This is a genomic window from Streptomyces sp. NBC_00775, assembly GCF_036347135.1.
Lineage (GTDB): Bacteria > Actinomycetota > Actinomycetes > Streptomycetales > Streptomycetaceae > Streptomyces > Streptomyces lutosisoli.
On record NZ_CP108938.1, the window covers coordinates 2,572,768 to 2,598,479 of the forward strand.

Here is a 25,712-nt window from a genome sequence, read left to right on the forward strand (position 1 = left end):
CGGAGGGCCGGAGGGGACGCGGGGCGGTGTCACACGAGCGGGTCGGCGAAGGCGAGAGGGCAGTCCGGGCCCTCCACCCCCCAAGGTGGGGCGAGGCTCTGGGCCACGGCTTCCGCCGGGTCGGCGCCCGGCCGGAAGACGCCGTCGGCGCCGAGGGCGCTCCAGGCCTCGTCGGCGTAACGCCGGGCCTCGCGGCCCGGAAGGTCCGGCGGTGGCGGCCCGGCTGGGGGATCCGCCCGGGTCATCACCTGGAATTCGTGGAAGTGCAGCAGGTCGAGGGCCGTCCGCCAGTTCACGCCGTGCGGACAGGCCGGGACGAGGCCCTGCTGGCGGGCCGGCGCGGGCGGACGGCGGGCGACGATCAGGACCACCCTCCGTACGTCGGCGGCGCCCGGGTCCTCGGTGGCGCCCCGGCCCTCGGCAGCGAGCCGGGCCACTTCCCACAGAGCCTCCTCCAGGGACGACACGGCGTCCTGCCGGCGCCGGGCGTGCGACCATCCGTCCAGGGCGGCCGGCAACGCGGCGGGCGGGCGCGCGGAGACGGGGGCCTGCAGCAGGATGCCCTCCTTGGCCAAACGGCTCTCGTAGACGGTGTGGTCGTAGTGGCCGACGGCTCCGACGCGGATCGCGGTGCCGGCGCGATCCCGCCGGGCCAGCAGGGCGGCGACGTCCCGCACGAAGGTGAGGCGTTCCTCGGTCTCGGCCTGATCGGCGCCGCTGAGCTCGACGGTGAGGAACAGCTCCAGCCGCGGCGGCCGTACGATCCGCCGCGGCAGGGAAGAGAACAGACCCGGCACGTCGACGGCGGCCGGATTCCGGCGCCCGCCGGGCGGGCGGGCAACGGGGGCGCCGGGGGTGACGAGGTCCACCTCCCCCGGTCCGCGCAGGACGAAGGTCAGCCGCGCCGGTTCCAGGGCCCCGACCTCGATCTGATGCACGCTCACGGGCGGAGCACCGGTCCCGTCGGCGGCGGGTACACCGGCCAGCACCGGAAGGTACAGGGCGTCGCGGCCGGTCACTCCGCCGTGCACAGTGACCTCGGCGGTCTCGGTCTCACCGGGGGCGAGCCGAGAGCCTGCGGGGAAGAGCACATGGCTGTGGGGGTGCACGGCGCCGGTGTCACGGTCGGCCCGGGCCAGCAGCAGCGTGTGGTCGGCCAGAAGCGGCAGGGTTCGCACGAGACGGCGCACCGCGTCGGCGGTCGTACGGCGGGCCGGTATGCCCTCAGCCAACTCCGTACTGCCCGCGTGCAGTTCCACCCGGGAGACGCCGGCGTCCCACACGGCGGCGGCCGCACGCTCCAGCAGCTCCCACCCGGGCGGGGGCCGCAGCAGGACGACCGGGGGGTCGGGAACCGCCGGCAGGCATGCCTTGAGCCACTCCAGCACGGCGGAGTCGAATTCCCCGCGGTCCACGGGCGGCAGGGTGCCTATTCCGCCCGCGAGCTGGAAACGGCACACATCCTCGTCGAAATCGAACTCCGGTACGACTAAATGCCATGTCTTGCTTCCCGCGTCGTTCTGCAGCGGGATTCCGGCCTCCCCGATGGTCACTTTGATCATGTGGAGGCCGTCGGCCGTGAATTCCACGAACGACAATTCCTTGAAAAGGCCCTGGTGGAGGTCGTCGAGGAGATCGCCGCGTCCGGACGGAATCCCGAGGTCGGCCGAAGCGACTTCGGGCGGTTTCTTCTCGTCCCGTCCCGGCGGACCTCCCCTGGTCACCTCCGCGACCCGCTCGCTGCCCTCCGGGCGCCGGGCCGACAGGGCCGCCGCCCGGATGTCCCAGGCGTGCTCGGCCGCGAGGAGCTCAGCCCCGGCGGCCTCCAGGTCCCGGGCGGTCAACTCCCCCAGTACGGGGTCGTCTTGGAGCTGCCATCCGCACACCGCACAGAAGGCGCTCCGCTGATCCGCACAGAAGTCGCCCTGCTGATCCGGGGTCGCACACACCGGGCAGGCGGCCTGCGGATCACAGGCCCCCGTCATCTGTCCACTCCCCCGACTCCCCGCCTCGGTCCGAGCCTTGCCCCGCCCCGCCCCGGAAGGCGCGGACGAGCACTTCACGCAACACCCGTTCCATGGACGCATCATGATGACACGACGCCGTGATCAATTCCCCGGTTCCACAGTTCGCCGACAATCCGTTGACAACCCCGTCCGGGTTCAGTCGCCGGAACTCCATACTCCGATTCACCTGGCCAATTCACCGCGCGGGGAAGCGGATTACCGACGTCGATCTGTTGGGCCGCCGGGCTCCGCGACCGTCCAGGCGTCACACTCCATGAACCCACTCACCCGTCCTTCCGCTCCGCATCCCCCCTCGCGCCCCCGGCATCTCCTCATGCGGAGCGGAAGGACGTCCTTCCATTCCACCGGGTCGCCCGGGCGGGGACCGGTCGCGGGCCGGTCACATCCCGGCCGGGACGCGCTCGACCAGCGCCGCCGCCTCGGGGGTGCGCACCACGAAATGGACGTCCCACCGCGCCCCGCGCGCCAACTCCGCCTCGACGGCGGCCCATATGGCGGCCAGACTGACGCGGTACGGGAGCCCGCCGCGCCCCGAGCCGAGCAGCGGGAAGCACACCGAGCGCAGCGGCGGCGCGTGGCGGTCGCACTCCTCGGCCAGGAGCGCGAGGGCCCGGGACACGGCCCGGGTCACGTCGGCCGGGAGCACGTCGTAGTCGTTGGTCCCGGCCCGGGGAACGGCGACCGCGGCGTGGTAGATCCGCCGCACACCTTGTCCGGCCAGGGCCCCCGAGCTGGTGGCCGCCACCGTGCCGGGCAGCACCGGGCGTCCCGCGGTCCCCTGCCGGGCCGCCCACTTGCGCAGTTCGTCGTGGACCGGGTCGTCCAGCACATCGCCGGTCACCCCGCGGACGGCGGCCGCACGGCGGAGCGACGCGGCGACCGACGACTTGTACTGCTCGGGGAGCGCGAGGTGGACGTTGGCAGGGGAGACGACCACGTCCACGTCCCGCAGCAGGTCCACGGGATGCACATGGAGGGTGAGCCTCACCTGTCGGCCGCCGGCCCGGACGTGAACGAACCGGTGTGTACCGACGCCCCACTCGTCCCCTTCGGCACCGGGTACCCCTGTCTCCTGCGGCACCAGCCGGAGGACGTGCTCGGCGACCTGCCCGAGGACCATCACCTCGTGGTCCTTGCGGAAGCGCTCGACGCTCACGCCGTACACCGAGGCCGCCCGGGCGCGACGCGAGGACGCCGGCCAGTCCCGGGTGCCCTGCGCCAGCCCCAGGGTGTACTCGGCGGCGGTGCGCAGCGTGCCCGCGTCGAGGCGCGACACGGCGAGCCGCAGCAGCGCCTCGACGGCCGCGCCCGGACTCCGGGCCGCGGTCGCGGTCACCGCTTCCGCGGCCGCCTCCAGCGCCGGCAGGGCACGCCCACGCAGCCGGACCAGGCCCGCGCGTCTGACTTCCCTCAGTTCAGAGAGAAGTGACGCAGGGTCAGGAAGGGACGATGCCATGCGTTCACCATGGCATCACGCTTCACCCGCGGACAAGCGGGACCGCCGGCCCGAGGACGTCACTCCCGTCTCGGCCGCGAGATCTCCGACCGCAGCGGTTCGAGCAGCTGGTTCGCCTTCTCGATGCCGGCATCGGAGTCGAGGTCCGCAATACCTTTCTCCGGCAGCACCTCCAGCGGCTCGCCGTCGCCCTGGCCGAACCGGTCGTGGAAGAGCACCAGGGCGCGCCGGGGCCGGTTGTGCCGGGACTGCCAGATCAGCCCCATGACGTCGGGTACCTGCGCCCGGATCTCGCTCGCCCAGCGCCTTGCCTGTACGTAGTTCCGCTCGTCCTCCAGGAGTGTGGAGTCCTGGCAGACGGCGGCCAGATCGGGCGACTCGATCAGGGAGACCAGGTTCAGCTCGCACCTGGTGCGCAGCACGCTCAGCGACCGGCGCCAGACCGCGGCGTAGGGGATGAGCCGCATGCCCGCCGACGGTTCGAACGGCCTGGAGCGCAGCACGCTTTCCGCGAGGGCCGTGGTCGCCGTGTCCGCCAGGTACAGACAGTGATACGGATCGAGCAGCGTGCCGTCGAAGCGGCTGCCGTCCTTGAACTCGAAGGGGTCAGCGAGCTTCGGGTTGAACTCGTTCGGCACGTACTTGGTGCTGTGGACGCGCCACAGCTCCGTGCCGGCCGGGATCACATGACGGTTGGGTCGCAGCTCCAACGGGGTCATGGGGAAGAGGCCGCTCATCAGTCCCCCTCCACCAGTGCGGTGGCCGCCCCGACCAGCTGCTGATCGGGCAGCCGGCCGAGGAGCGACGCGGGTGTCCCGCCCAGCCAGGTGTTCCCGCTGAACCACCAGGCCGCGGCACCCCGGGGGTCGATGTCCGCGAGGAGAAGACGGTTGACCTCGAGGACCACCTCGTACGGGGTACCGCCGCCCGCGGCGAACTGGAACTCCGGGTAGCGGTCACCGCCCGGGTCCGACAGCCTGATCAACTCGGGCGGCGGTGCGGCGCCGCCGCAGCGGGCCCGCGCCTCGTCCGCCGAGAGGGCCGGCGCCCGGAGCAACTCGTCCTGCGCGCCGGCTGCGACGCCCTCAGTGCCGGGGGCCGGCGAGGGGCTCGCCAGCGCGGCCATCAGCTCCCGCGCTCCCGCCACGGCCGTCGGCCCGGGCGGCGCCGCGACCAGCCGCACCGCGTCGAGCTCGGTGCGCACCGGATGGCCGAGCGGCAGCGGCAGCAGCAGGGCAAGTTGCACGCCGCGGAGTGCCCTGCGGACCGCCCTGTCGTCGTCGGGCGCCACACCGGTGAGGGCTTCCAGCCTGGCCAGCAGCTGCGCGTACTGCTCGTCGTCGAGCGCCTCGCGGATGGTGACCTGGTGCTCCCCGATCAGGGCGAACAGCCGGCCGGCTGCACTCTCATGACCGTCGTTCATCCGTTCCCCCCTCCCTTTCTTCCTCCTGCTTCTCCTGCTGCCCCGGGTGCCCTTGATGAATGAAGGCGGCCCAGAGTGATATCCGGTCGAGATCCGGTCGCTCCATCTGCCGCAGCAGCTCACCGCGGAGCGAGCCCGGGTTCTGGCGGCACGGGTCGAGCATCCACAGCTGCGCGGCCCTGAGCGCGTCGACGGGGCTGAGCCCGTCGACGGTCAGGTGGTGGTGGAACACCGCCATCAGCAGCGCCGACGCGCTGTCATTCGTCGTCCACCGTGATCCGATGGCGTCCCGCGCTCCGCCCGCGAGGAACGCCGTGGTGAGGGTCAGCGCCTCGTCGTGGTCGCGGGTGCTCAGGTCGGTCTGACAGGCACTCAGCACGACCAACGGCCCGCCCTCGGAGGCCTGTTGGGCATCCGGCCGGTCGAGGAGCCGAGTCACCGTCAGCATGCCCGGATCCGGCCCGTCGCCACCGTGCTCGGGGGCGGCGAGGTGCAGGGCCGAGACCGTGGGACGCGTGCCGGCCGAGCCGTGCGAGGCCATATGGAGCAGCGAGGCCCCGTCGGCGAGGAACCCGAGGACGTCGTCGGGTGTGCCGGGGACCAGCTCCTCCTCGGGCAGCTCGAAGATCCCCCCGCACATCCGGGCCTGCCGGTAGAAGGCGTCCCTCAGGGCCATGACCTCGACCTCGGCATACGTCAGGTCCATGGTCGGGTCGGCCAGCAGAACGGGGGCGGCCGCCGGATCCCGCGGCGCGCGTTTCACCGTACGCAGGAACTGGCTGCCGGACGCCGCGTAACTGATCACGTCGGTCTGGCACAGGTAGTCGTAGGGCGCGTCTTCCGTATAACGCGCGGCGTGCCAGGGGACGATGCCGAGTCGGCCGCAGGGCACCAGGACGACTCGGAGCGGCCGGCCGTTGGCCGCGAGCCCCTTGTCCACCTCGGCGAGCACGGGGCCGAGCACCTGGTAGGCCCACTCGCAGAGCGCCTTGAGGGCCTCCTCCCAGGCCTGTTCGGCGGACGGGTCGCTGCGGCCGCCGTCGCGTGCCGCGGCATCGCGTACGGCGGTGGCGTCGAGATAGCGCTCCAACGGGCCGCTCTCGGCGCCGGACAGCTGTTTCCGCACCGCCAGTCCGGCGCCGAGCCGCGGGGCCACCGTGATGACCACGCCGGCGTCCGCGTCCTCGCCGGGGACCAGATAGAGGAGCGCGTCGGCGCCGCTCTCCTCGACCCCGTCCGCGAGGTCGCTCAGCGTTGGCGTGGCGAGGAGTCCGCCCTCCCGGCGGTAGCCGAGGGCTTCGAGAGCCCGGCGGCGCAGGATGCTGGGCAGCTCACCGGGGACGCCGGCTCCGGCCCCGGCTCCCGCTCCGGGGCCCTGGGTGGCCGCGCCGACCGACCGCCACTCCTCGGCGAGTTCGTGGTGCCCGCCCGCGTCAAGGAGTTCGGGTACGGCGGACGAGGTGGACGCGGCGTGCAGCACCAGGGCCCGGCCCAGTTCCAGCGAGGCCACGGCCTCGTGCAGCCGTCCCTGCGAGCCCGCCCACAGAGCGGCCTGTACGGCCTTGCTCGCCCCGGAACGGGCCGCCCGCAGCCCGTGCTCCGCACCGGACTGGAGGAGGACGTCGGCGGCGAGCGCGGCCAGCGCCTCATTGGCGGCCTCCAAGGCCCTGATGTCCTTCACGTCCTGATTGAGGACTCCGCGCTCGCGGTAGGCCATCGCCAGCTGCCACAGCGCGTCAACGGCGATCCGCGGCGCCATCCCCGCCCGGACGCCGTCACGGACCCGCTCCAGTTCGTCGATCAGGATGTCGAGGTCCGCGCGGTCGTGGGTGAGGGAGAAGCGCACGGCCAACGCGCCCGCGGATCTGTGCAGATCCTCCGTCGAGGCCCCGGCGGGCGGCGGGACGTGCTCCGGCAGTTCCTCCGTGCCGTCGCCGGAGAGGCCGCGGCGCAGCAGATCGAGGTCCGGGACATACGGCAGGGAGATCTCGTCGGCGAACGGCAGTCCGCTCTCCTTGACGCCGGTGAGCCCCTTCTCCATGTACGGCAGGGCGCGCAGCAGCAGTTCCTTGTCCCCGGTGAGGGCGCCGAGCCTGCCGTAGGCCGCACCCAGGGCCGCGAGGACGGTGAAGCGGTACTGATTGTCCTCGGGGACGTTCCGCTCCAGCTCTTCGGCCTCGTCCACGAGGTCCCGGAGCGCCTGGACGTCCTCCGCCTCCCCGGCGTCCATGACCCGGGCGTACAGCGTCAACGTCCGCCCCACGACGGCGGGATGTTCCATTCCCGGAGGCAGCTTCCCCACGGCCTCCTCGAAGTTCTCCATGGCGCGGCCGATCTGCTCCAGGTGGGCCCGGCCCGCCGACTGGTCCTTGATGGAGCCGCCGACGTAGGGACTGATGTTGAGGAGGAGCGCCCTGACGGCCTCGAGCCCGGAGGCCGGGTCGGGCCCGGGGGGCGGGTCCTTCTGGACGGCGTCCAGCCTGCGGAGAAGTTCGTTGAGCGCCTCGGGATCGCCGCTCTTGAGTACGTCGGCGAGGCCGTGCGAGGAGGCGTGGATGGCGTCCAGGCCAGCGGCGAGCCGACGTAGGTCGTCGGGGGTGAGCGTGTGAGTCGGCTCGGGGTCGGGGGCGGGCTCAGGATCCGGCTCCGGCTCGGGCTCGGGGGACGGGCCGGACATCTGACTCATCATCCGCCGCAGCTGGTCCGTGAAGGGATCCCCGGCAGGCATCATGCTGGTCAGCAGGTCGGTGAACTCCGCCCCCGGAGGAGTCGAGAAGATCCCCCGCATCCGCCGCAACTCCCCCAGGAACTCCGGCGGCAACGGCAGCTCCAGCACCTCCGCGGTCAGCTCCTCGAGCTCCGTCGTGAAGGCCGTCATCCCGGCGAGTCCCGCCCGGTTGACCCAGTCGACGAAGGCGGAGAGGTCGGTTACGGCACCGTACCCGCCCTGCTGCGACCGTATCGGCGTAATGATCGACACCAGGTACAAGGCCGCCCATCGCCGGTCCTCCTCGGCCGTCGCGGCTCCCAGTGCCGTCCCGCGGTCCCGCGCCTCCCGCAGCAGCCGCTCCGCGCGCTCGCCGTCCGCGGGCCCACCGCCCCCGGCGGACTGCCGCATGGCCAGCGCACCGCCCAGCCATACGCTCACCGCGCCGCGGAGGGCGGGGTCGTGGTCCAGCAGCCCTGCCAGCTGTTCCAGTTCGGCGATCGACGCGTCGTACGCCCGAGGCGGCACGTCTCTCGCGCCCATGGCGGGGGTCAGCCGCTTGACCCGCTCCGCGGCGTCCGCCGCCCAGGCGCGCAGCCCCTGTACGCCGCCGCTCTCCTCGTCGTGCACCGGCACCCTGCCCCTCCCCCCGGACCTCGACCGCCCCGGGAATCAACGCCACTATGCCGATCCGCCGGCCGCATGGCGACAAGATCCCGCGCTTCTCCTCCTCAACGCCCCAAATCCGCCCGGGACGCGCCCAGTTCGGCCCTCATCTCGCGCCGGATCTCCCGCAGCCGGCCCCACAGTGCGTCGAGGTTCTCCTTCGCGACGACCGGCGAGTCGCCCGCTCGCGGCACGCCGTCGTCCAGACGCCGCACCATGCCGAACACCGCGCCCAGGTCATGGCTGAGGCCGCCCGCGAGTTCGAGCACGCGCTCCGGCACCCGCATCTGAGCCTCCGCGTACACGTCCCGGTGCTGGTCACGCGCCTCGGCCAGCCGCTGCCGCACGGACCGCAGTTCCTCGTCGCGGCCCAGCGCGTGCACGTGGTCGGTGAGCGCGGCCAGATACTGCCGGGCCGAGGTGTTGAGCGCCACGTAGCACGACCGCAGCTCCTGGGCCTCGCTGCGCCGCTCCCGCAACCGTTCGGCCCGCTCCCGCTCGCGCTGCCGGCTGCGGTCCGCCGCTCGCTGGGTCAACAGCGCGGACAGCAGCGTCCCGACGACTCCTACCACCGCGACCAGGAGAGCGGTCGTGCTACTGACGTCCACGCGGCCTCCATCCCTGTTCCGCCACAGCGCCAGCGAAGCAGCGGACCTCTCACCGCGTGAACCCCCACCCGAAGATCGCCCGATGTTCGGCCCGCCGCCGACCAGCCGGGCGGTCGAGGCCGGAGCGAGGCACGAGCCGGCGGCGGACCGCTCCTCGTCCTCGTACGGAAACCGTCCCGCAGCGTGCAAAGAGCCGCCGCCCGTTCTCGGGGCGGCGGCTCTCCGCACGTGTGCTCATCCCTGGGCGACGGTGATGTCCTGCTGCTGGGTCGCGTGGAAGGCCGGCAGCGGCAGGCCCGTGGCGCTCAGTTCCATGAGGGTGGCCTCGACGTGGGCGGCGCCGGGGGTGAGGGTGCCGGGCGTGCGCTTCTCCGAGTTGGTCCAGCGGTGTTCCACGCCGTCGCAGACCGCCGAGGTGCCGCCGATCCCGTGGCGGACCTGCGGGTCGCCCTGCGACACCGAGGAGGACACGAACACGGGCCCGGCGGCGCTCATACAGCGGTAGGTGCCGGAGAGGGTGACGGTTCCGTCGGCCGCGACGTAGCCGGTCGGGTCGACGGTCACCTCGTCGTACGGGTCGGACAGGGCGACGGCGGACGGGGCGACGAGCAGCAGCAGTGCGGCGGCGGCGGCCGCGCCGACGGCCTGGCGCATGGACATGGGAGTACCTCCTGGAACGGGGCCTGGAATGGGGCCGGGGTAGGGCCCGGAACGGGCGCTCCAGAGGTACCGGTCCGGCGCCCCGAGGGCGGTGATCATCACCCCTTTGGTGGCGAGTTGGCACCGTCCGTCTTGGGGACGTCCGAGTGTTGTCCGTGTGTTGTCACGCTTCACGACCGGCTGTTCCGATGAGTTCGCCGCGCGCGCATGGTCTAACCATGCGAGGCGGCGACACAGCCGCCGCCGTCCATCGCATCCGACCTGGAGGTGCGCCATGTGTTCCCACCAGTCTTCGTGCCCGTCCGTGGACCCGGGCGCCGTGCACATCGTGGCGGCCCACCCCGAGCAGGGCTGGAACCTCCTGTGCAACGGCGCGATCGTCTTCGACGACACCGGCGAACTGCTTCCCGACGGCAGCGTGGTCGCTCCGCACCGGGTGTACGCCGAGCAGCTGGTCATCGCCGCCTGAGTCCGCGCCGAGCGGTACCGGGGAAGCGCGGGCCCGCTCCCGGAACCGCTCAGTCCAGCACCGCGAAGCCGTCGAGTTCGACCAGGGCCTGTTCGTCCCAGAGGCGGGCGGCGCCGATGACGGCCATCGCGGGGTAGTCACGGCCCGCCAACTCGCGCCAGATACGGCCGAGTTCGGGGGCATGGGCGCGGTAGTCGGCGACATCCGTGGCGTAGACCGTGACCCGTGCGAGGTCGGCCGGGGTTCCGCCCGCGGCCCGCAGCGCGGTCAGCAGGTTCGTCAGCGCCAGCGCGAACTGCTCGGGCAGCGTTCCGCCGACCACCTTTCCGTCCGTGTCGAGCGCGGTCTGGCCCGCCAGGAAGACGACGCGGGTGCCCGTCGCGACGACGGCGTGGGAGAAGCCGGTGGGCGGGGAGAGCTCGGGCGGATTGACGCGCTCGGTGCTCATGAGGCCTCCGCCGTCCGCTCGGTCCCTCGGTACAACTCCTTGGCGATGACGGCCCGTTGGACCTCGCTCGCCCCCTCGTAGATCCGGGGTGCGCGGACCTCCCGGTAGAGGTGTTCGAGGAGATGGCCGCGGCGCAGGGCGCGGGCGCCGTGCAGCTGGACCGCCGCGTCGACGACGTACTGGGCCGTCTCGGTGGCCAGCAGCTTCGCCATCGCCGCCCGCCCGGGTACGCCGGGGGCCCCTTCGTCGTACGCCGCCGCTGCCGCGTACACCATCAGGCGGGCCGCCTCCGTGCGCAGCGCCATCTCGGCGACCTGGTGGGCCACCGTCTGCAGGTCCTTCAGCTTGCCGCCGAACGCGTCCCGCCCCGCGGTGTGCGCGAGGGTCGCGTCCAGAGCGGCCTGCGCCATGCCGACCGCGAAGGCGCCCACGCTCGGCCGGAAGAGGTTGAGGGTGTGCATGGCCACCCGGAAGCCGTGGTCCGGTTCCCCGAGCACGTCGTCCGTCGTCACCGGTACGGCGTCGAAGGCGAGGGCTCCGATGGGGTGCGGCGAGAGCATGTCGAGCGGGGTGCCGGTGAGGCCCGGGCGGTCGGCGGGGACGAGGAAGGCGGTGACGCCGCGGGCTCCGGCGCCGGGGGTCGTCCGCGCGAACACGGTGTAGAAGTCGGCCTCGGGCGCGTTGGAGATCCAGCACTTCTCGCCGGTGAGCCGCCAGCCGTCGGGGCCGTCCTCGGCCGCCCCGAGCGCCAGCGCGGCCGCGTCGGAGCCCGCGCCGGGCTCGCTCAGCGCGAAGGCGGCCACCGCGCCGCCGTCCGAGACCCGGGGCAGCCAGTGCTCGCGCTGGGCCTGTGTCCCGTACGTGTGGACCGGGTGCGCGCCGAGCCCTTGAAGGGCCAGGGCGGTCTCGGCCTCGGTACACGCCTGGGCCAGGGACTCGCGCATCAGGCAGAGCTCCAGCGCGCCCGAGGTGAACAGGCGGGCGAGCAGGCCGAGTCGGCCCAGTTCGGCGACGAGGGGGCGGTTGACGTGGCCCGCCTCACCCTTCTCCGCCAGTGGCCGCAGGTGTTCCGCGGCCAGGGTGCGCAGCTCGGCACACCAGGCGGTTTGCGCCGGATCAAGCGAGAATGCGGTCATTGCCGGCCCTCTCTCCCCGTCGGACACCTCTCCCACGTTATCGCGGACCGTTGACTGTCGTCACTAACACGATACGCTCCTTGTGCGAGCCCACCACGACGCCCACCAAGGCAAGGGGGGAACCGCCATGGACCCCAGGGACACCTTGGAGCCGACGACCTCGGCCCACGTCGACACCTTCCCGCGCGACCACCTCCCGCCCCCCGCGCAGTGGCCCGAACTGCACTTCGATCTGCCCGAGCTGCGCTACCCCGAACGGCTGAACTGCGCCGCCGAGCTCCTCCACCGGACCCTGCCCGAGCGCCCCGTCTTCCGCACCGCGTCCGGCGGCCTGTGGACATACGGACAGCTCCGCGCCCGCGTCGACCGCATCGCCCATGTGCTCACCACCGAACTGGGCGTCGTCCCCGGCAACCGGGTTCTGCTGCGCGGCCCCACCACTCCCTGGCTGGCCGCGTGCTGGCTGGCGGTGCTGAAGGCGGGCGCGGTCGCCGTCACCGTGCTGGCGCAGCAGCGGCCGCACGAGCTGACCACGATGTGCGAGATCGCCCGGGTGACGCACGCGCTGTGCGACATCCGTTCGGTCGACGACCTGGTCAAGGCGGAGATCCCGGGGCTGCGGGTCACCACGTACGGCGGTGACGCGCCCGACGACCTGCTGCTGCGGATCACGGGCGCGCCGGACGAGCCGTTCGAGGCCGCCGACACGGCCGCCGACGACGTCGCGCTGATCGCGTTCACGTCGGGCACGACCGGCCGGCCCAAGGGCTGTATGCACTTCCACCGCGATGTGTTGGCGATAGCGGACACCTTCTCGAAGCATGTGTTGCAGCCACATGAGGACGATGTCTTCGCGGGCAGTCCCCCGCTGGGTTTCACCTTCGGGCTCGGCGGTCTCGTCGTCTTCCCGATGCGCGCCGGGGCCAGCTCCCTGCTGCTCGAACAGGCGGGCCCCAAGCAGCTGTTGCCGGCGATCGCCGAGCACCGCGTCTCCGTGCTGTTCACCGCGCCGACCGCGTACCGGGCGATGCTGGCGGAGCTGGAGGACCACGACACCGGGTCGCTGCGGCGCTGTGTGTCCGCGGGCGAGAACCTGCCCGCCGCGACCTGGCGGGCCTGGCACACCCGCACCGGGCTGCGCATCATCAACGGCATCGGCGCCACCGAGCTGCTGCACATCTTCATCTCCGCCGCCGACGAGCACATCCGCCCCGGCACCACGGGCATCCCGGTACCGGGGTGGCACGCGCGCGTGGTCGACGCCGACGGGGTGCCGGTGCCGGACGGCGAGCCCGGGCTGCTCGCCGTGCGCGGCCCGGTCGGCTGCCGCTATCTCGCCGACCCCCGGCAACGGGAGTACGTACGCGGCGGCTGGAACATCACCGGCGACACCTATGTGCGCGACCCCGACGGCTACTTCCGCTATGTCGCCCGCGCCGACGACATGATCATCTCGGCGGGGTACAACATCGCGGGCCCGGAGGTCGAGGACGCGCTGCTGCGCCACCCGGACGTGGTCGAGACGGCGGTCGTGGGACAGGCGGACGAGTCGCGCGGACAGGTCGTGGTGGCCTACGCGGTACTGCGACCCGGTGCGCGCAAGGACACGGAGGCGCTGCGCGCCTTTCTCAAGGCCGAGCTGGCACCCTACAAATGCCCCCGGGAGTTCGTCTTCCTGGACGCGCTGCCGCGCACCGCGACGGGAAAGCTCCAGCGGTTCCGGCTGCGGGAGCCGGGCGATCCGGACGCACCGCCGCCGCCCGCGCCGGAGGGTGACTTGTCCACAGGCGGCGGCCCCAAGTGATCTTCGAGCACTAGAGTGATCAACGTGTCAGAGCAGCACGCCCCCCGGTCCCTCATCGTGACGTTCTACGGCGCGTACGGCCGCTTCATGCCCGGCCCCGTGCCGGTGGCCGAGTTGATCCGGCTTCTCGCCGCGGTCGGCGTAGACGCGCCCTCCGTACGGTCGTCGGTGTCCCGGCTCAAGCGCCGCGGCCTCCTGGAGCCGGCGCGCACGGCGTCCGGCGCGGCCGGGTACGCGCTGTCGCCGGACGCGCGGCAGCTGCTCGACGACGGCGACCGGCGGGTGTACGCGACGGCACCTCCCGAGGACGACGGCTGGGTGCTCGCCGTGTTCTCCGTGCCGGAGTCCGAGCGCCAGAAGCGGCACGTGCTGCGCTCACGGCTCGCCGGTCTCGGCTTCGGGACGGCGGCCCCAGGAGTGTGGCTCGCCCCGGCGCGGCTCTACGAGGAGACGCGGCACACCCTGGAGCGGCTGCGGCTCGATCCGTACGTGGAGTTGTTCCGCGGGGAGCACCTGGGCTTCGCGGCGACGGCGGAAGCGGTCGCGCGCTGGTGGGACCTGGCCGCGATCGCCAAGGAGCACGAGGAGTTCCTCGACCAGCACGCGCCCGTGCTGCACGCCTGGGAGCGGCGCGCGGACACCCCTCCCGAGCAGGCGTACCGCGACTATCTGCTCGCCCTCGACTCCTGGCGCCACCTCCCGTACGCCGACCCGGGACTGCCCGCCGCGCTGCTGCCCCAGGACTGGCCGGGCGCCCGCTCGGCCGCCGTCTTCCGGGCGCTGCACGAGCGGCTGCGGGACGCGGGGGCGCGTTTCGCCGCCGTTCCCCCGGAGTCCACCGGGATGTGACCTCAGTTACATCACCAGTCGCTAAGGGAACCCTCAGGCTCCTCCATCCCTCTTCTCATGTTTCTTACCTAGCGTCGTGAGCCGCACGCCAGGACAGGAAGAGGACAGCACGTATGACCACCACGGCAAGGGCTCAGGGAGCCACCGTCTGGCTCACGGGCCTGCCGAGCGCGGGCAAGACGACCATCGCTCGCATTCTGGGCAGCAGCCTGAAGGCCGAGGGGCACCGCGTGGAGGTCCTCGACGGTGACGAAATCCGCCGCTTCCTCTCCGCCGGGCTCGGCTTCTCCCGCGAGGACCGCAACACCAACGTGCAGCGCATCGGCCTGGTCGCCGAGGTCCTCGCACGCAACGGCGTGCTCGCCGTGGTGCCGGTCATCGCGCCGTACGCCGACAGCCGCGAGGCCGTCCGCAAGCGGCACGAGGCGAGCGGGACGCCGTACATCGAGGTGCATGTCGCCACCCCGGTCGAGGTGTGCAGCGAGCGCGATGTGAAGGGGCTGTACGCCCGGCAGGCCGCGGGTCAGCTCAGCGGGCTGACCGGCGTCGACGATCCGTACGAGCCGCCGCTCGACCCGGCGCTCACCCTGGAGACGCACGTGCAGACACCCGAGGAGTCCGCGGCGTCCGTGTACGCGGTGCTCGCGGCGAGGGGGCTCGTGTGACCTCCCCCACGACTGAGCGTGCCTTCACGCTGTCGCATCTGGACGCGCTGGAGTCCGAGGCCGTCCACATCTTCCGCGAGGTCGCGGGCGAGTTCGAGCGGCCGGTGATCCTCTTCTCCGGCGGCAAGGACTCCATCGTCATGCTGCACCTGGCACTGAAGGCGTTCGCCCCCGCCGCGATCCCCTTCACCCTGCTGCACGTGGACACCGGACACAACTTCCCCGAGGTCCTGGAGTACCGCGACCGCACGGTCGAAAAGCACGGCCTGCGCCTGCACGTCGCCTCCGTGCAGGACTACATCGACCGCGGCGTCCTCAAGGAACGCCCGGACGGCACCCGCAACCCGCTGCAGACCCTGCCGCTCACCGAGAAGATCCAGTCCGAACGCTTCGACGCCGTCTTCGGCGGCGGACGCCGCGACGAGGAGAAGGCCCGCGCCAAGGAACGCGTCTTCTCCCTGCGCGACGAGTTCTCCCAGTGGGACCCCCGCCGCCAGCGCCCCGAACTCTGGCAGCTCTACAACGGCCGCCACGCACCCGGCGAACACGTCCGCGTCTTCCCGCTCTCCAACTGGACCGAGCTGGACGTCTGGCAGTACATCGCCCGCGAAGGCATCGAACTCCCCGACATCTACTTCGCCCATCGGCGCGAGGTGTTCCAGCGCGGCGGCATGTGGCTGACCGCGGGCGAATGGGGCGGGCCCCGCGAGCACGAGGTCGTCGAGAAGCGGCTCGTCCGCTACCGGACCGTCGGTGACATGTCGTGCACGGGCGCCGTCGACTCCGACGCCACCACGCTGGACGCCGTCATCGCCGAGATCGCCGCCTCCCGCCTCACCGAGCGGGGCGCCACCCGCGCCGACGACAAGGTGTCCGAGGCCGCGATGGAAGACCGCAAGCGCGAGGGGTACTTCTAGACATGACCAGCACCACCACCGCCGTGACCGGCGCCACCATCGACACGCTGCGCTTCGCGACTGCCGGTTCCGTCGACGACGGCAAGTCCACGCTCGTCGGACGTCTGCTGCACGACTCCAAGTCGGTCCTGACGGACCAGCTGGAGGCCGTCGAGCGCGTCTCGGCCAGCCGCGGCCAGGACGCCCCCGACCTCGCACTGCTCACCGACGGTCTGCGCGCCGAGCGCGAGCAGGGCATCACCATCGACGTCGCCTACCGCTACTTCGCCACGCCCCTGCGCCGGTTCATCCTGGCCGACACCCCGGGCCATGTGCAGTACACGCGGAACATGGTCACCGGCGCGTCCACGGCCGAGCTGGCGATCATCCTGGTCGACGCCCGCCACGGCGTGGTCGAGCAGACCCGCCGGCACGCCGCCGTCGCCGCGCTGCTGCGCGTCCCGCACGTCGTCCTCGCCGTCAACAAGATGGACCTCGTCGGGTACGAGGAGAAGGAGTTCGACCGCATCGTCGAGGACTTCGCCGGCCACGCCGCCGAGCTGGGTCTGCCCGGCTTCACGCCGATCCCGGTCTCCGCGCTGTGCGGCGACAACGTGGTGGAGCGTTCGGCACACATGGACTGGTACACGGGTCCGGCGCTCCTCGATTTCCTGGAGACCGTGCCGGTGGGCTCCGACGTGTCGGCCGCCCCGGCGCGCTTCCCGGTGCAGTACGTGATCCGGCACGATGAAGTCCGCCACTACGCGGGCCAGTTGGTCTCCGGCCAGCTGCGCGTCGGCGACCGTGTCACTGTCCACCCGTCCGGCGAGACCTCCGAGATCATCGGCATCGACGTACTCGGCAACGACGCGGACATGGCGTACGCGCCCCAGTCGCTGACGCTGCGCCTGGCCGACCAGCGCGATGTCTCGCGCGGCGACATGATCACCGCCGGTCCCGACGCGCCGGCGCTCACGCAGGACGTCCGGGCGGCGGTCTGTCATCTGGCCGACCGTGCGCTGCGGGTCGGTGACCGGGTGCTGGTCAAGCACACGACGCGGACCGTGAAGGCGATCGTCAAGGACCTGGGCGGCGCCCTGGAGCTGACCGCGAACGACCTCGGCAGGATCACCCTGCGCACCGCCGAGCCGCTGGCGCTCGACGACTACGCCGACTCCCGCCGCACGGGCGCGTTCATCCTGGTCGACCCGGCGGACGGTTCGACGCTGACGGCCGGGATGGCCGACCTGTCGTAGCCACTCCCTGTACGCAGGCCTTACGTGCGACGCCCTCAAGTCCCCAGCGAAAGCCGGGGTTTGGGGGCGTCGGTGCGTCCGGTCTGCGGGCGCCGGCTGCCCGCCCGGTAGGGCATCGGCCAGGCGACACCGGGCCCCTCGTACCCCTGCTCGGCCGCCGCGTGCAGCGTCCAGTGCGGGTCGTACAGATGCGGCCGGGCGAGCGCGCACAGGTCCGTACGACCGGCCAGGATCAGGGAGTTGACGTCGTCCCAGGAGGAGATCGCGCCGACGGCGATCACGGGGAGGCCGGTCTCGTGGCGGATCCGGTCCGCGTACGGAGTCTGGTACGACCGCCCGTACTCGGGGTGCTCGTCCGCCACCACCTGGCCCGTCGACACGTCGACCGCGTCGGCGCCGTGCGCGGCGAAGGCCCGCGCGATCTCGACGGCGTCGTCCCCGGTGGTGCCGCCGTCGGCCCAGTCGGTGGCGGAGATACGGACGGTCATGGGCCGTTCCTCGGGCCACACGGCCCGTACGGCGTCGAAGACTTCGAGCGGGAACCGCAGCCGCTTCGTGAGCGAGCCGCCGTAGGCGTCGGTGCGCCGGTTGGTCAGCGGTGAGAGGAAGCCGGAGAGCAAGTAGCCGTGCGCGCAGTGCAGTTCGAGCAGATCGAAGCCGCAGCGCGCGGCGCGCCAGGTGGCTGCCGTGAACTGCTCCCGTAGATCGGTGAGTTGGGCACGGGACAGCGCGCGGGGTGGCTGGCTCTCCGGTTTGTACGGGATCGGGGAGGCGGCCATGAGCGGCCAGTTGCCGTCCTCCAGCGGCTCGTCGATGCCCTCCCACATCAGCTTCGTCGAACCCTTGCGGCCGGAATGGCCGAGCTGGATGCCGATCGCGGTACCCGGCGCCTGCCGGTGTACGAAGTCGGTGATCCGCCGCCAGGACTCGGCCTGCCGAGGTGTGTAGAGCCCCGCGCAGCCGGGTGTGATGCGGCCCTCGGGGCTCACGCACACCATCTCGGTCATCACCAGTCCGGCCCCGCCGAGTGCCCGTGCGCCCAGATGGACCAGGTGGAAGTCGCCGGGGACGCCGTCCACGGCCGAGTACATGTCCATGGGCGAGACGACGACGCGGTTGCGCAGCCTCAGGCCGCGCAGTCTCAGCGGCGTGAACATCGGCGGGGTGCCGGGCGGGCAGCCGAACTCGCGCTCGACCGCCGCGGTGAAGTGCGCGTCGCGCAGCCGCAGGTTCTCGTGGGTGACGCGGCGGCTGCGGGTGAGGAGGTTGAAGGCGAACTGGCGGGCGGGCTGGTCGAGATAGCGCCCCAGGTTCTCGAACCACTCCAGGCTGGCGCGCGCCGCCCGCTGCGTGGACGCGACGACCGGGCGCCGCTCCTCCTCGTACGCGAGAAGTGCCTCTTCGAGGGCGGGCCGTTCCTCCAGGCAGGCGGCCAGCGCCAGCGCGTCCTCGACGGCGAGCTTCGTGCCGGAGCCGATGGAGAAGTGGGCGGTGTGGGCGGCGTCGCCGAGGAGGACCAGATTCCCGTGCGACCAGCGGTCGTTGACCACCGTCCGGAAGGTGGTCCAGGCCGAGGCGTTGGACCGCAGCTGCCGCCCGCCGAGCGCGTCCGCGAAGATCTTGCCGCACCGTTCGACGGATTCCTCCTCGTCGAGGTCAGCGAACCCGGCCGCCCGCCAGACCTCTTCGCGCATCTCGATGATGACGGTGGAGGCTTCGGCCGAGTAGGGGTAGCCGTGCAGCTGCATCACGCCGTGCTCGGTCTCGGCGATCTCGAAGCGGAAGGCGTCGAAGGCGAAGTCGGCGGCGAGCCAGATGTAGCGGCAGCGGTGCTCTTCGACGGACGGCCCGAACACCTCCGCGTACGCCGCGCGCGTGAGGCTGTGCACGCCGTCGGCGGCGACGACGAGGTCGTACGCAGTCATCAGCTCGGCCACCGGCGGGGCCGGTGACCGGAAGCGCAGCTCGACGCCGAGCGAGTCGCAGCGTGCGTGCAGGATCTCCAGGAGCCGGCGCCGGCCGAGCGCCGCGAAGCCGTGGCCGCCGGAGGTGTGGCGCACTCCGCGGTGCACGATGTCGATGTCGTCCCAGCGGACGAACTCGTCCTGGAGCGCCGCGTACACGGCCGGGTCGGCGTGTTCGATGCCGCCGAGCGTCTCGTCGGAGAGGACCACGCCGAAGCCGAACGTGTCGTCAGGGGCGTTGCGCTCCCAGACGGTGACCTCGCGGCCGGGGTCGAGACGCTTGAGAAGGGCGGCGGCGTAGAGGCCACCGGGTCCGCCACCGATCACCGCGACGCGCATCGCACTCGCGCCCACGCGCATCGCCTGCTCACCCACGCGCATCCCGTACTCACCTCCCCCGCCACTTCGGCGCCCGCTTCTCCGTGAAGGCGGCGTGGAACTCGGCGTAGTCCTCGCCGTTCATCAGGAGGGCCTGGGTGGAGGCGTCGAGTTCGACGGAGGCGGCGAGCGGCATGTCCAGTTCGGCGGTGAGCAGGGCCTTGGTCTGGGCGTAGGCGAGGGCCGGGCCCTCGGCGAGGCGGCGGGCCAGTCGCTGGGCGGCCTCGTCGGCGCTGCCCTCGTCGGCGAGTTCACTGATCAGGCCGATCCGCTCGGCCTCGGGCGCGCGCACCGGTTCGCCGAGCATCAGCAGCCGGGTCGCGTGGCCCAGGCCGACGACCCGGGGCAGCAGATAGGCCGCGCCCATGTCGCCGCCGGACAGCCCGACGCGGGTGAAGAGGAAGGAGAAGCGGGCGCTCGGGTCGGCCACCCGGAAGTCGGCGGCGAGCGCGAGCACGGCTCCGGCGCCCGCCGCCACCCCGTGCACCGCCGCGATCACCGGGAACGGACACTCCCGTACGGCCCGGACGACCTGCCCGGTCATCCGGTTGAAGTCGAGGAGCTGGGCGGTGTCCATGGAGAGGGTCGCGCCGATGATCTCGTCGACGTCGCCGCCGGAGCAGAAGCCGCGTCCCTCGCCGGCCAGCACCAGGGCGCGGACGGATCGCTCCCGGGACAGCTCGGCGAGCAGATCGCGCAGGTCGGCGTAGGCGCCGAAGGTGAGCGCGTTGAGTTTCTCGGGGCGGGCCAGGGTGACCGTGGCGACCCCGTCGGCGATCTCGCACCTCAGGTGCTGCCAGTCGGGGGTGCGGGTGGCGGAGCCGGTGAAGGGACTCATGACGTGCGGCCTCCTCGGGCGGGGGCGGCGCTCTGCGACTACTCCTCGAAGCTATCACCGATCTGTGACTGTCGTCATGAGTGCGCGATAGACCTGTCGCGAAATGACCGCTTCCCGTCACCGAGTCACGGGTCCTCGATAGCCCCGTAACAGCGGGAGCACCGCGCGGGAGACGGACCGTTCACCTGGGTACACAGCCTCATGCCGGGCCGAACGTCCCGGCGGAACGCCCACCGAACGACCCGGACAGCGCCCGCCGAGCTCCTCTGTCCGGACGCGCCGTACCATTTCTAAAGTTGAAAGCAGGACAGCCTGCTCATGAACGGACTCGCCTTGCACGACACCCCCGCCCCAGCCTCCTGGCGCATCGCACTGCCGCACACCGTCGCGGCCGTGCCTGTCGCCCGCGCCCTGGTTCGCACGGCGCTGGCAGAGGTGGAGCACGCGGCCGACAGCGACACCGCTGAGCTGCTCACGGCGGAACTGGTCGCCAACGCCGTGGAGCACGCCGCGGGCGACGGCCCCATAGAGCTGGTCGTGGAGCTGATGCCGGGCGGCTGCCGGGTCGAGGTGCACGACCCGGACCCGGTGCCGCCCGCCGATCTCACGGTCCCCCACCCGATCGGCGTACCCGACCCCTGGCAGGAGCACGGGCGCGGTCTCCTGCTGATCCGCGCCCTCAGCTCGTCCTGCGGCCACCGGCCCACCGACTCCGGCAAGGCGGTCTGGTTCAGACTGCCCGTGGTTCCTCCGCAGCGACGGCCTGCCTAGCCCCGGCTTCGGCCAGCCGGGAATGACGGCGACCGACCTCGCGTCAGGCCAGCGTGGCGACCAGGATCGCCTTGATGGTGTGCAGCCGGTTCTCGGCCTCGTCGAAGACGACCGAGTGGGCCGACTCGAAGACCTCGTCGGTGACCTCCAGGGAGTCGAGCCCGTGGGTCTCGTAGATCTCGCGGCCGACCTTGGTGCCGAGGTCGTGGAAGGCCGGGAGGCAGTGCAGGAACTTGACGCCGGGGTTGCCGGTGGCGCGCAGGACGTCCATCGTCACGGCGTACGGGGCCAGGGCGGCGATGCGCTCGTCCCACACCTCCTTGGGCTCACCCATGGAGACCCAGATGTCAGTCGCCACGAAGTCGGCGCCGAGCACGCCCTCGGTGACGTCCTCGGTGAGCGTGATGCGGCCACCACTGTTCTCGGCGAGTTTGCGGGCCTGCGCGACGATCTCGTCGGCGGGCCAGTAGGCCCGCGGGGCGACGAGGCGGACGTCCATGCCGAGCAGCGCGCCGGTGATCAGATACGAGTTGCCCATGTTGAAGCGGGCGTCGCCGAGGTAGGCGAAGACGATCTCGCCGAGCGGCTTGGCGCAGTGCTCAGTCATCGTGAGCACGTCGGCGAGCATCTGGGTGGGGTGCCAGTCGTCGGTCAGACCGTTGTAGACGGGCACTCCGGCGTACGCGGCCAGCTCCTCGACGGAGGCCTGGCTGTCACCCCGGTACTCGATCGCGTCGAACATCCGCCCGAGAACGCGCGCGGTGTCCCGCACGGACTCCTTGTGCCCGATCTGCGAGCCGGAGGGGTCGAGGTATGTCGTCGAGGCGCCCTGGTCGGCGGCGGCGACCTCGAACGAGCAGCGCGTACGGGTCGAGGTCTTCTCGAAGATCAGCGCGATGTTCTTGCCCCGCAGGTACTGGGTCTCGGCCCCGGCCTTCTTGGCCGCCTTCAGCTCGGCGGCCAGCTCGATCAGACCGCGGAACTCCTCCTCCGTGAAGTCCAGCTCCTTGAGGAAGTGGCGGCCGGCGAGGGCGGTCGGGACTGTCGCCATGGGGAGCGCTCCAGGGGTACGAGGACGAGGGCGAACAAGGAAACGATTGGAAGTCTATACGATCGCCCACATTTCTATACGGCACCTATTCGGGGACCGGGAGCATCAGCGCCCCGTCAGGGGCGCGGGGAACTGCGCGACCAGCCCCCACCGGCCGGCACCCGACATCAAGCCCCCACGGCATCCCTCTCCACCGGGCAGCTCATACACCGAGGCCCGCCCCTCCCCCGCCCCAGCTCACTCCCAGGAATCTCGATCACCTCGATCCCCTGCTTCCGCAAATGCGTATTGGTCGTCGAGTTCCGCTCATACGCCACGACCACCCCCGGCTCCACCGCAAGGACATTGCACCCGTCGTCCCACTGCTCCCGCTCCGCCGCATGCACATCCTGCGTGGCGGTCAGCACCCGAATCTCGCTCAGCCCCAGCGCCGCGGCGATCGCCCGGTGCATGTGCTCCGGCGGATGGTCGGTGACCTTCAACTCCTTCTCCCCGGCGCCCGGTTCGATGGTGTACGAGCGGAGCATGCCGAGCCCCGCGTACTGCGTGAAGATGTCGCCGTCGACCATCGTCATCACGGTGTCGAGATGCATGAGGGCCCGCCGCTTGGGCATGTCGAGCGCCACGATGGTGCGCGCGGACCCGGCGGCGAACAGCTTGTGCGCGAGCATCTCCACGGCCTGCGGCGTGGTCCGCTCACTCATACCGATGAGCACCGCGCCGTTGCCGATGACGAGCACGTCACCGCCCTCGATGGTGGACGGATAGTCGGCCTGCCCCTCCGACCAGAGGTTGAAGGTCTCGTCGCGGAAGAGCGGATGGTGCCGGTAGATCGCCTCGAAGTGCACGGTCTCGCGCTGCCGGGCCGGCCAGCGCATGGCGTTGATGGAGACACCGTCGTAGATCCAGGCGGAGGTGTCCCGGGTGAAGAGGTGGTTGGGCAGCGGCCGGAGCAGGAAGTCGTCGAGGTCCATGACGTGGAAGCGCACGGAGGTCGGCTCCTCGTGCGCGTCCAGGAACTCCCGCTTGGTCATGCCGCCGACGAGCACGGACGCCAGTTCCGGGGCGGGCAGGGTCTCGAAGGAGGCCCTCAGGTGGTCGGTGGCGAGCGGTCCGTACTCCTTCTCGTCGAAGACGCGGTCCAGGACGAGCGATCTGGCCGCCGGGATCTCCAGGGCCTCGGTGAGCAGGTCGCCGAAGAGGTGGACGGTGACCCCGCGGTCGCGCAGCACGTCGGCGAACCCGTCGTGCTCCGCGCGCGCCCGGCGCACCCACAGCACATCGTCGAAGAGGAGGGCGTCCTTGTTGCTGGGGGTGAGCCTTTTGAGCTCAAGATCCGGTCGGTGCAGGATGACGCGGCGCAGCCGCCCGGCCTCGGAGTCGACGTGGAATCCCATGCCTCCATCCTGACCATCCAAACGCCCGTTCACCCGCTGATCGACCGACCCGGGTCTCTTTCATTTCGTCCCCTTGACGATAAGTGGACCGAGCCATTATCGTCTTACTGACGACAACAAGGAGCGAGGGGTCGCCGGGACCGCCCGGCGACAAGGGGGTACTCATGGCCGACATCACCCGGCGTCTCGGCTGGCGCCATCTGCGCGGGGCGCCGACCGCCCATGTACGGCACCACCGTTCGGGCCGCCTGGTGCACGACGGCCCCGGGCTCAGCTTCTGGTACCGCTCCCTGACCGCCGCGCTCTCCGAAGTCCCGGTCGACGACCGTGAGTTGGCCATGACCTTCCATGCCCGTACGTCCGACTTCCAGGACGTGGCGGTGCAGGCGACCGTCACCTACCGGATCAGCGATCCCGCGATCGCGGCCGCGCGCCTCGACTTCTCCATCGACCCCGACACGGGCGCCTGGCGCGGCACTCCCCTGGAGCAGCTGGCGGGACTGCTGACCGAGACGGCCCAGCAGCACGCGCTGGACGTGCTGGCCCGTACGTCGCTGGCGGCCGCCCTGGTCGACGGCGTCGCGGCGGTACGGGAACGGATCGCGGGCGGTCTCGACGCCGAACCCCGGCTGCCCGCGACGGGGATCGAGGTGGTGGCCGTACGGGTCGTCGCGCTGCGCCCGGAGCCCGAGGTGGAGCGGGCGCTGCGCACCCCCGCCCGCGAGCAGATCCAGCAGGAGGCGGACAAGGCGACGTACGAACGCCGTGCCGTCGCCGTCGAGCGGGAGCGCGCCATCGCCGAGAACGAACTCGACAGCCAGATCGAACTCGCCCGGCGCGAGGAGCAGTTGGTCGACCAGCGCGGGACGAACGCGCGGCGCGAGGCGGAGGAGCACGCGGCGGCGGACGCGGTGCGCGCCGGGGCGGAGGCGGCGCGCACGGTGCGCCTCGCGGAGGCGGAGGCCACCCGGTCGCTGCGGCTCGCCGAGGCCGAGGCCACCCGTAAGGTGCGGCTCGCCGGGGCCGAGGCACAGGCCGCGCGGGAGGTCGGCGAGGCACAGGCCGAGGCGCAGGCGGCCTGGCTGCGGGTCCACGGCGACGCGGACGTCGCCACGCTGCACGCCCTGACCGGCACCCGGCTCGCGGAGAACCTGCCGCGGATCGAGAGCCTGACGGTGTCGCCGGACGTCCTGACAGGCCTGCTCGCCAAGCTGGGCAACGGAGCCTCCGGGGAACCGGCGTGAGTCTCGCCCCGCGGGTCGTCCTCGTCCATCGCACCACGGAGTACGAGGAGTTGGTGGCCCGGCACGGCACGCACGGGCAGGCGGCGTTCTTCCTCTCCTCCCGGGGCCGGGACATCGAGGAGGTGGCCGAGCGGCACCGGCGGGCCCGGGAGGCGCTGGCCGAGGTGGTGTCCGCGGTGCCGATGACATGGCGTCAGTCACGCGTGGAGCGCGGAGACTTGGATCGTTTCCTCTTCGCGCCGGAGGACGTGGTGGTCGTGGTCGGGCAGGACGGGCTGGTCGCGAACGTGGCCAAGTACCTGGCGGGGCAGCCGGTGGTGGGAATCGACGCCGACCCCGGACGCAATCCAGGGGTGCTGGTGCGGCACCGCCCCCGGGACGCGGGCACGCTGCTCGCCTCCGCGCACGGGGGCCGGGCCGACGAGCTGACCATGGTCGAGGCGGTCGCGGACGACACGCAGCGGCTGGTCGCGCTCAACGAGATCTACCTGGGAGCCGCGGGCCATCAGACGGCCCGCTATCGGCTGGGGCTCGACGAGTACGGGGGTGCCGTCGAGCCCCAGGCCTCCTCCGGTGTCCTCGTGGGCACCGGGACGGGGGCCAGCGGCTGGCTCCGCTCGGTCTGGCAGGAGCGGGGCGGCACTGTGCCGCTGCCGGGCCCCACGGACGAACGCCTCCTCTGGTTCGTCCGCGAGGCCTGGCCGTCACCGGCCACCGGCACCTCACTCGTCTCCGGCGAACTCACCGCGTCCGCGCAGCTGTCCCTCACCGTGGAGTCGGACCGGCTCATCGTGTTCGGGGACGGGATGGAGGGGGACGCGGTGCAGCTGGTGTGGGGGCAGACGGTGCGGGTGGGGGTGGCGGGGGTTCGGCTGCGGTTGGTGGGGTGACACGACGCGCCGCGCGGGGGTTCTTCGCCCCCGCCGCCCCTACCCGTCCCATCCCGTTCCTGGGGGCTGCGCCCCCAGACCCCCCTAAAAGATTGCGCAGTTCCCCGCG

At 72.0% G+C, this 25,712-nt stretch carries 22 protein-coding genes; 9 read left to right on the forward strand and 13 right to left on the reverse strand.

Going from position 1 to position 25,712, the window contains the following annotated elements; genetic code table 11:
• Positions 1-29: 29 nt before the first annotated feature.
• The 7 genes from OIC96_RS11410 to OIC96_RS11440 all read right to left on the reverse strand — a co-directional run bounded on the left by OIC96_RS11410 (position 30) and on the right by OIC96_RS11440 (position 9,547).
• Positions 30-1,985: a hypothetical protein gene (locus OIC96_RS11410; RefSeq protein ID WP_330307949.1), complete on the reverse strand. Its 1,956-nt coding sequence runs from the start codon at positions 1,983-1,985 to the stop codon at positions 30-32.
• Positions 1,986-2,406: 421 nt separating this feature from the next.
• Positions 2,407-3,483: a macro domain-containing protein gene (locus OIC96_RS11415; protein WP_330307948.1), complete on the reverse strand. Its 1,077-nt coding sequence runs from the start codon at positions 3,481-3,483 to the stop codon at positions 2,407-2,409.
• A 59-nt stretch (positions 3,484-3,542) separates the two neighbouring features.
• Positions 3,543-4,220, reverse strand: a complete 678-nt coding sequence (locus OIC96_RS11420; protein ID WP_330307947.1) for an RES family NAD+ phosphorylase — start codon at positions 4,218-4,220, stop codon at positions 3,543-3,545.
• Positions 4,220-4,906 (reverse strand): hypothetical protein, encoded by a 687-nt coding sequence (locus tag OIC96_RS11425; protein WP_330307946.1) that lies wholly within the window; start codon positions 4,904-4,906, stop codon positions 4,220-4,222. The genes OIC96_RS11420 and OIC96_RS11425 overlap by 1 nt, the downstream gene beginning before the upstream one ends.
• Positions 4,890-8,249 carry a CHAT domain-containing protein gene (locus OIC96_RS11430; RefSeq protein ID WP_330307945.1) on the reverse strand — a complete coding sequence of 1,120 codons (3,360 nt, stop codon included), beginning with the start codon at positions 8,247-8,249 and terminating at the stop codon, positions 4,890-4,892. Before OIC96_RS11430 ends, OIC96_RS11425 begins: the two co-directional genes overlap by 17 nt.
• A 95-nt stretch (positions 8,250-8,344) precedes the next feature.
• Positions 8,345-8,887, reverse strand: coding sequence for a hypothetical protein (locus OIC96_RS11435; RefSeq protein ID WP_330307944.1), 543 nt, complete (start codon positions 8,885-8,887; stop codon positions 8,345-8,347).
• Between the two features lie 234 nt (positions 8,888-9,121).
• Positions 9,122-9,547, reverse strand: coding sequence for a DUF6299 family protein (locus tag OIC96_RS11440; RefSeq protein WP_330307943.1), 426 nt, complete (start codon positions 9,545-9,547; stop codon positions 9,122-9,124).
• A 274-nt stretch (positions 9,548-9,821) separates the two neighbouring features.
• On the opposite strand from OIC96_RS11440, the gene OIC96_RS11445 reads away from it, so the two are divergent.
• Positions 9,822-10,016 carry a DUF5999 family protein gene (locus OIC96_RS11445; RefSeq protein WP_330307942.1) on the forward strand — a complete coding sequence of 65 codons (195 nt, stop codon included), beginning with the start codon at positions 9,822-9,824 and terminating at the stop codon, positions 10,014-10,016.
• Between the two features lie 49 nt (positions 10,017-10,065).
• On the opposite strand, the gene OIC96_RS11450 is transcribed toward OIC96_RS11445, so the two are convergent.
• Positions 10,066-10,464: a RidA family protein gene (locus OIC96_RS11450; RefSeq protein WP_330307941.1), complete on the reverse strand. Its 399-nt coding sequence runs from the start codon at positions 10,462-10,464 to the stop codon at positions 10,066-10,068.
• Positions 10,461-11,600 (reverse strand): acyl-CoA dehydrogenase family protein, encoded by a 1,140-nt coding sequence (locus OIC96_RS11455; protein ID WP_330307940.1) that lies wholly within the window; start codon positions 11,598-11,600, stop codon positions 10,461-10,463. Before OIC96_RS11455 ends, OIC96_RS11450 begins: the two co-directional genes overlap by 4 nt.
• Positions 11,601-11,727: 127 nt before the next feature.
• Here OIC96_RS11455 and OIC96_RS11460 point away from each other — a divergent pair, with 127 nt between their 5' ends.
• The 5 genes from OIC96_RS11460 (at position 11,728) to OIC96_RS11480 (ending at position 17,070) form a co-directional block, all read left to right on the forward strand.
• Positions 11,728-13,404: an AMP-binding protein gene (locus tag OIC96_RS11460; protein WP_330307939.1), complete on the forward strand. Its 1,677-nt coding sequence runs from the start codon at positions 11,728-11,730 to the stop codon at positions 13,402-13,404.
• A gap of 15 nt (positions 13,405-13,419) precedes the next feature.
• Positions 13,420-14,253 carry a PaaX family transcriptional regulator gene (locus OIC96_RS11465; protein WP_330307938.1) on the forward strand — a complete coding sequence of 278 codons (834 nt, stop codon included), beginning with the start codon at positions 13,420-13,422 and terminating at the stop codon, positions 14,251-14,253.
• Positions 14,254-14,366: 113 nt separating this feature from the next.
• A complete protein-coding gene (cysC, locus tag OIC96_RS11470; RefSeq protein ID WP_327432429.1) occupies positions 14,367-14,918 on the forward strand; it encodes an adenylyl-sulfate kinase in 552 nt (183 codons plus the stop codon).
• A complete protein-coding gene (cysD, locus tag OIC96_RS11475) occupies positions 14,915-15,835 on the forward strand; it encodes a sulfate adenylyltransferase subunit CysD (RefSeq protein WP_330307937.1) in 921 nt (306 codons plus the stop codon). The genes cysC and cysD overlap by 4 nt, the downstream gene beginning before the upstream one ends.
• Positions 15,836-15,837: 2 nt before the next feature.
• Positions 15,838-17,070 (forward strand): sulfate adenylyltransferase subunit 1, encoded by a 1,233-nt coding sequence (locus OIC96_RS11480; protein ID WP_330307936.1) that lies wholly within the window; start codon positions 15,838-15,840, stop codon positions 17,068-17,070.
• 35 nt (positions 17,071-17,105) lie between these two features.
• Here the strand turns inward: OIC96_RS11480 and OIC96_RS11485 are convergent, their stop codons facing one another.
• Positions 17,106-19,373, reverse strand: coding sequence for a bifunctional salicylyl-CoA 5-hydroxylase/oxidoreductase (locus tag OIC96_RS11485; RefSeq protein ID WP_330310323.1), 2,268 nt, complete (start codon positions 19,371-19,373; stop codon positions 17,106-17,108).
• 49 nt (positions 19,374-19,422) lie between these two features.
• Positions 19,423-20,250, reverse strand: coding sequence for an enoyl-CoA hydratase family protein (locus OIC96_RS11490; RefSeq protein WP_330307935.1), 828 nt, complete (start codon positions 20,248-20,250; stop codon positions 19,423-19,425).
• 318 nt (positions 20,251-20,568) lie between these two features.
• Here OIC96_RS11490 and OIC96_RS11495 point away from each other — a divergent pair, with 318 nt between their 5' ends.
• Positions 20,569-21,021 (forward strand): ATP-binding protein, encoded by a 453-nt coding sequence (locus OIC96_RS11495; protein ID WP_330307934.1) that lies wholly within the window; start codon positions 20,569-20,571, stop codon positions 21,019-21,021.
• 43 nt (positions 21,022-21,064) lie between these two features.
• Here the strand turns inward: OIC96_RS11495 and argF are convergent, their stop codons facing one another.
• Both argF and OIC96_RS11505 read right to left on the reverse strand, forming a co-directional pair.
• The gene (argF, locus tag OIC96_RS11500; RefSeq protein WP_330307933.1) at positions 21,065-22,072 is read right to left on the reverse strand and encodes an ornithine carbamoyltransferase; all 1,008 of its coding nucleotides are present in this window, start codon (positions 22,070-22,072) and stop codon (positions 21,065-21,067) included.
• A 167-nt stretch (positions 22,073-22,239) separates the two neighbouring features.
• Positions 22,240-23,469, reverse strand: coding sequence for an arginine deiminase (locus tag OIC96_RS11505; protein ID WP_330307932.1), 1,230 nt, complete (start codon positions 23,467-23,469; stop codon positions 22,240-22,242).
• A gap of 164 nt (positions 23,470-23,633) precedes the next feature.
• Here OIC96_RS11505 and OIC96_RS11510 point away from each other — a divergent pair, with 164 nt between their 5' ends.
• On the forward strand, positions 23,634-24,713 hold the full coding sequence (locus OIC96_RS11510) for an SPFH domain-containing protein (protein ID WP_330307931.1): 1,080 nt from the start codon (positions 23,634-23,636) through the stop codon (positions 24,711-24,713).
• Positions 24,710-25,603 (forward strand): hypothetical protein, encoded by an 894-nt coding sequence (locus OIC96_RS11515; protein WP_330307930.1) that lies wholly within the window; start codon positions 24,710-24,712, stop codon positions 25,601-25,603. The genes OIC96_RS11510 and OIC96_RS11515 overlap by 4 nt, the downstream gene beginning before the upstream one ends.
• The last annotated feature ends 109 nt before the right edge of the window (positions 25,604-25,712 follow it).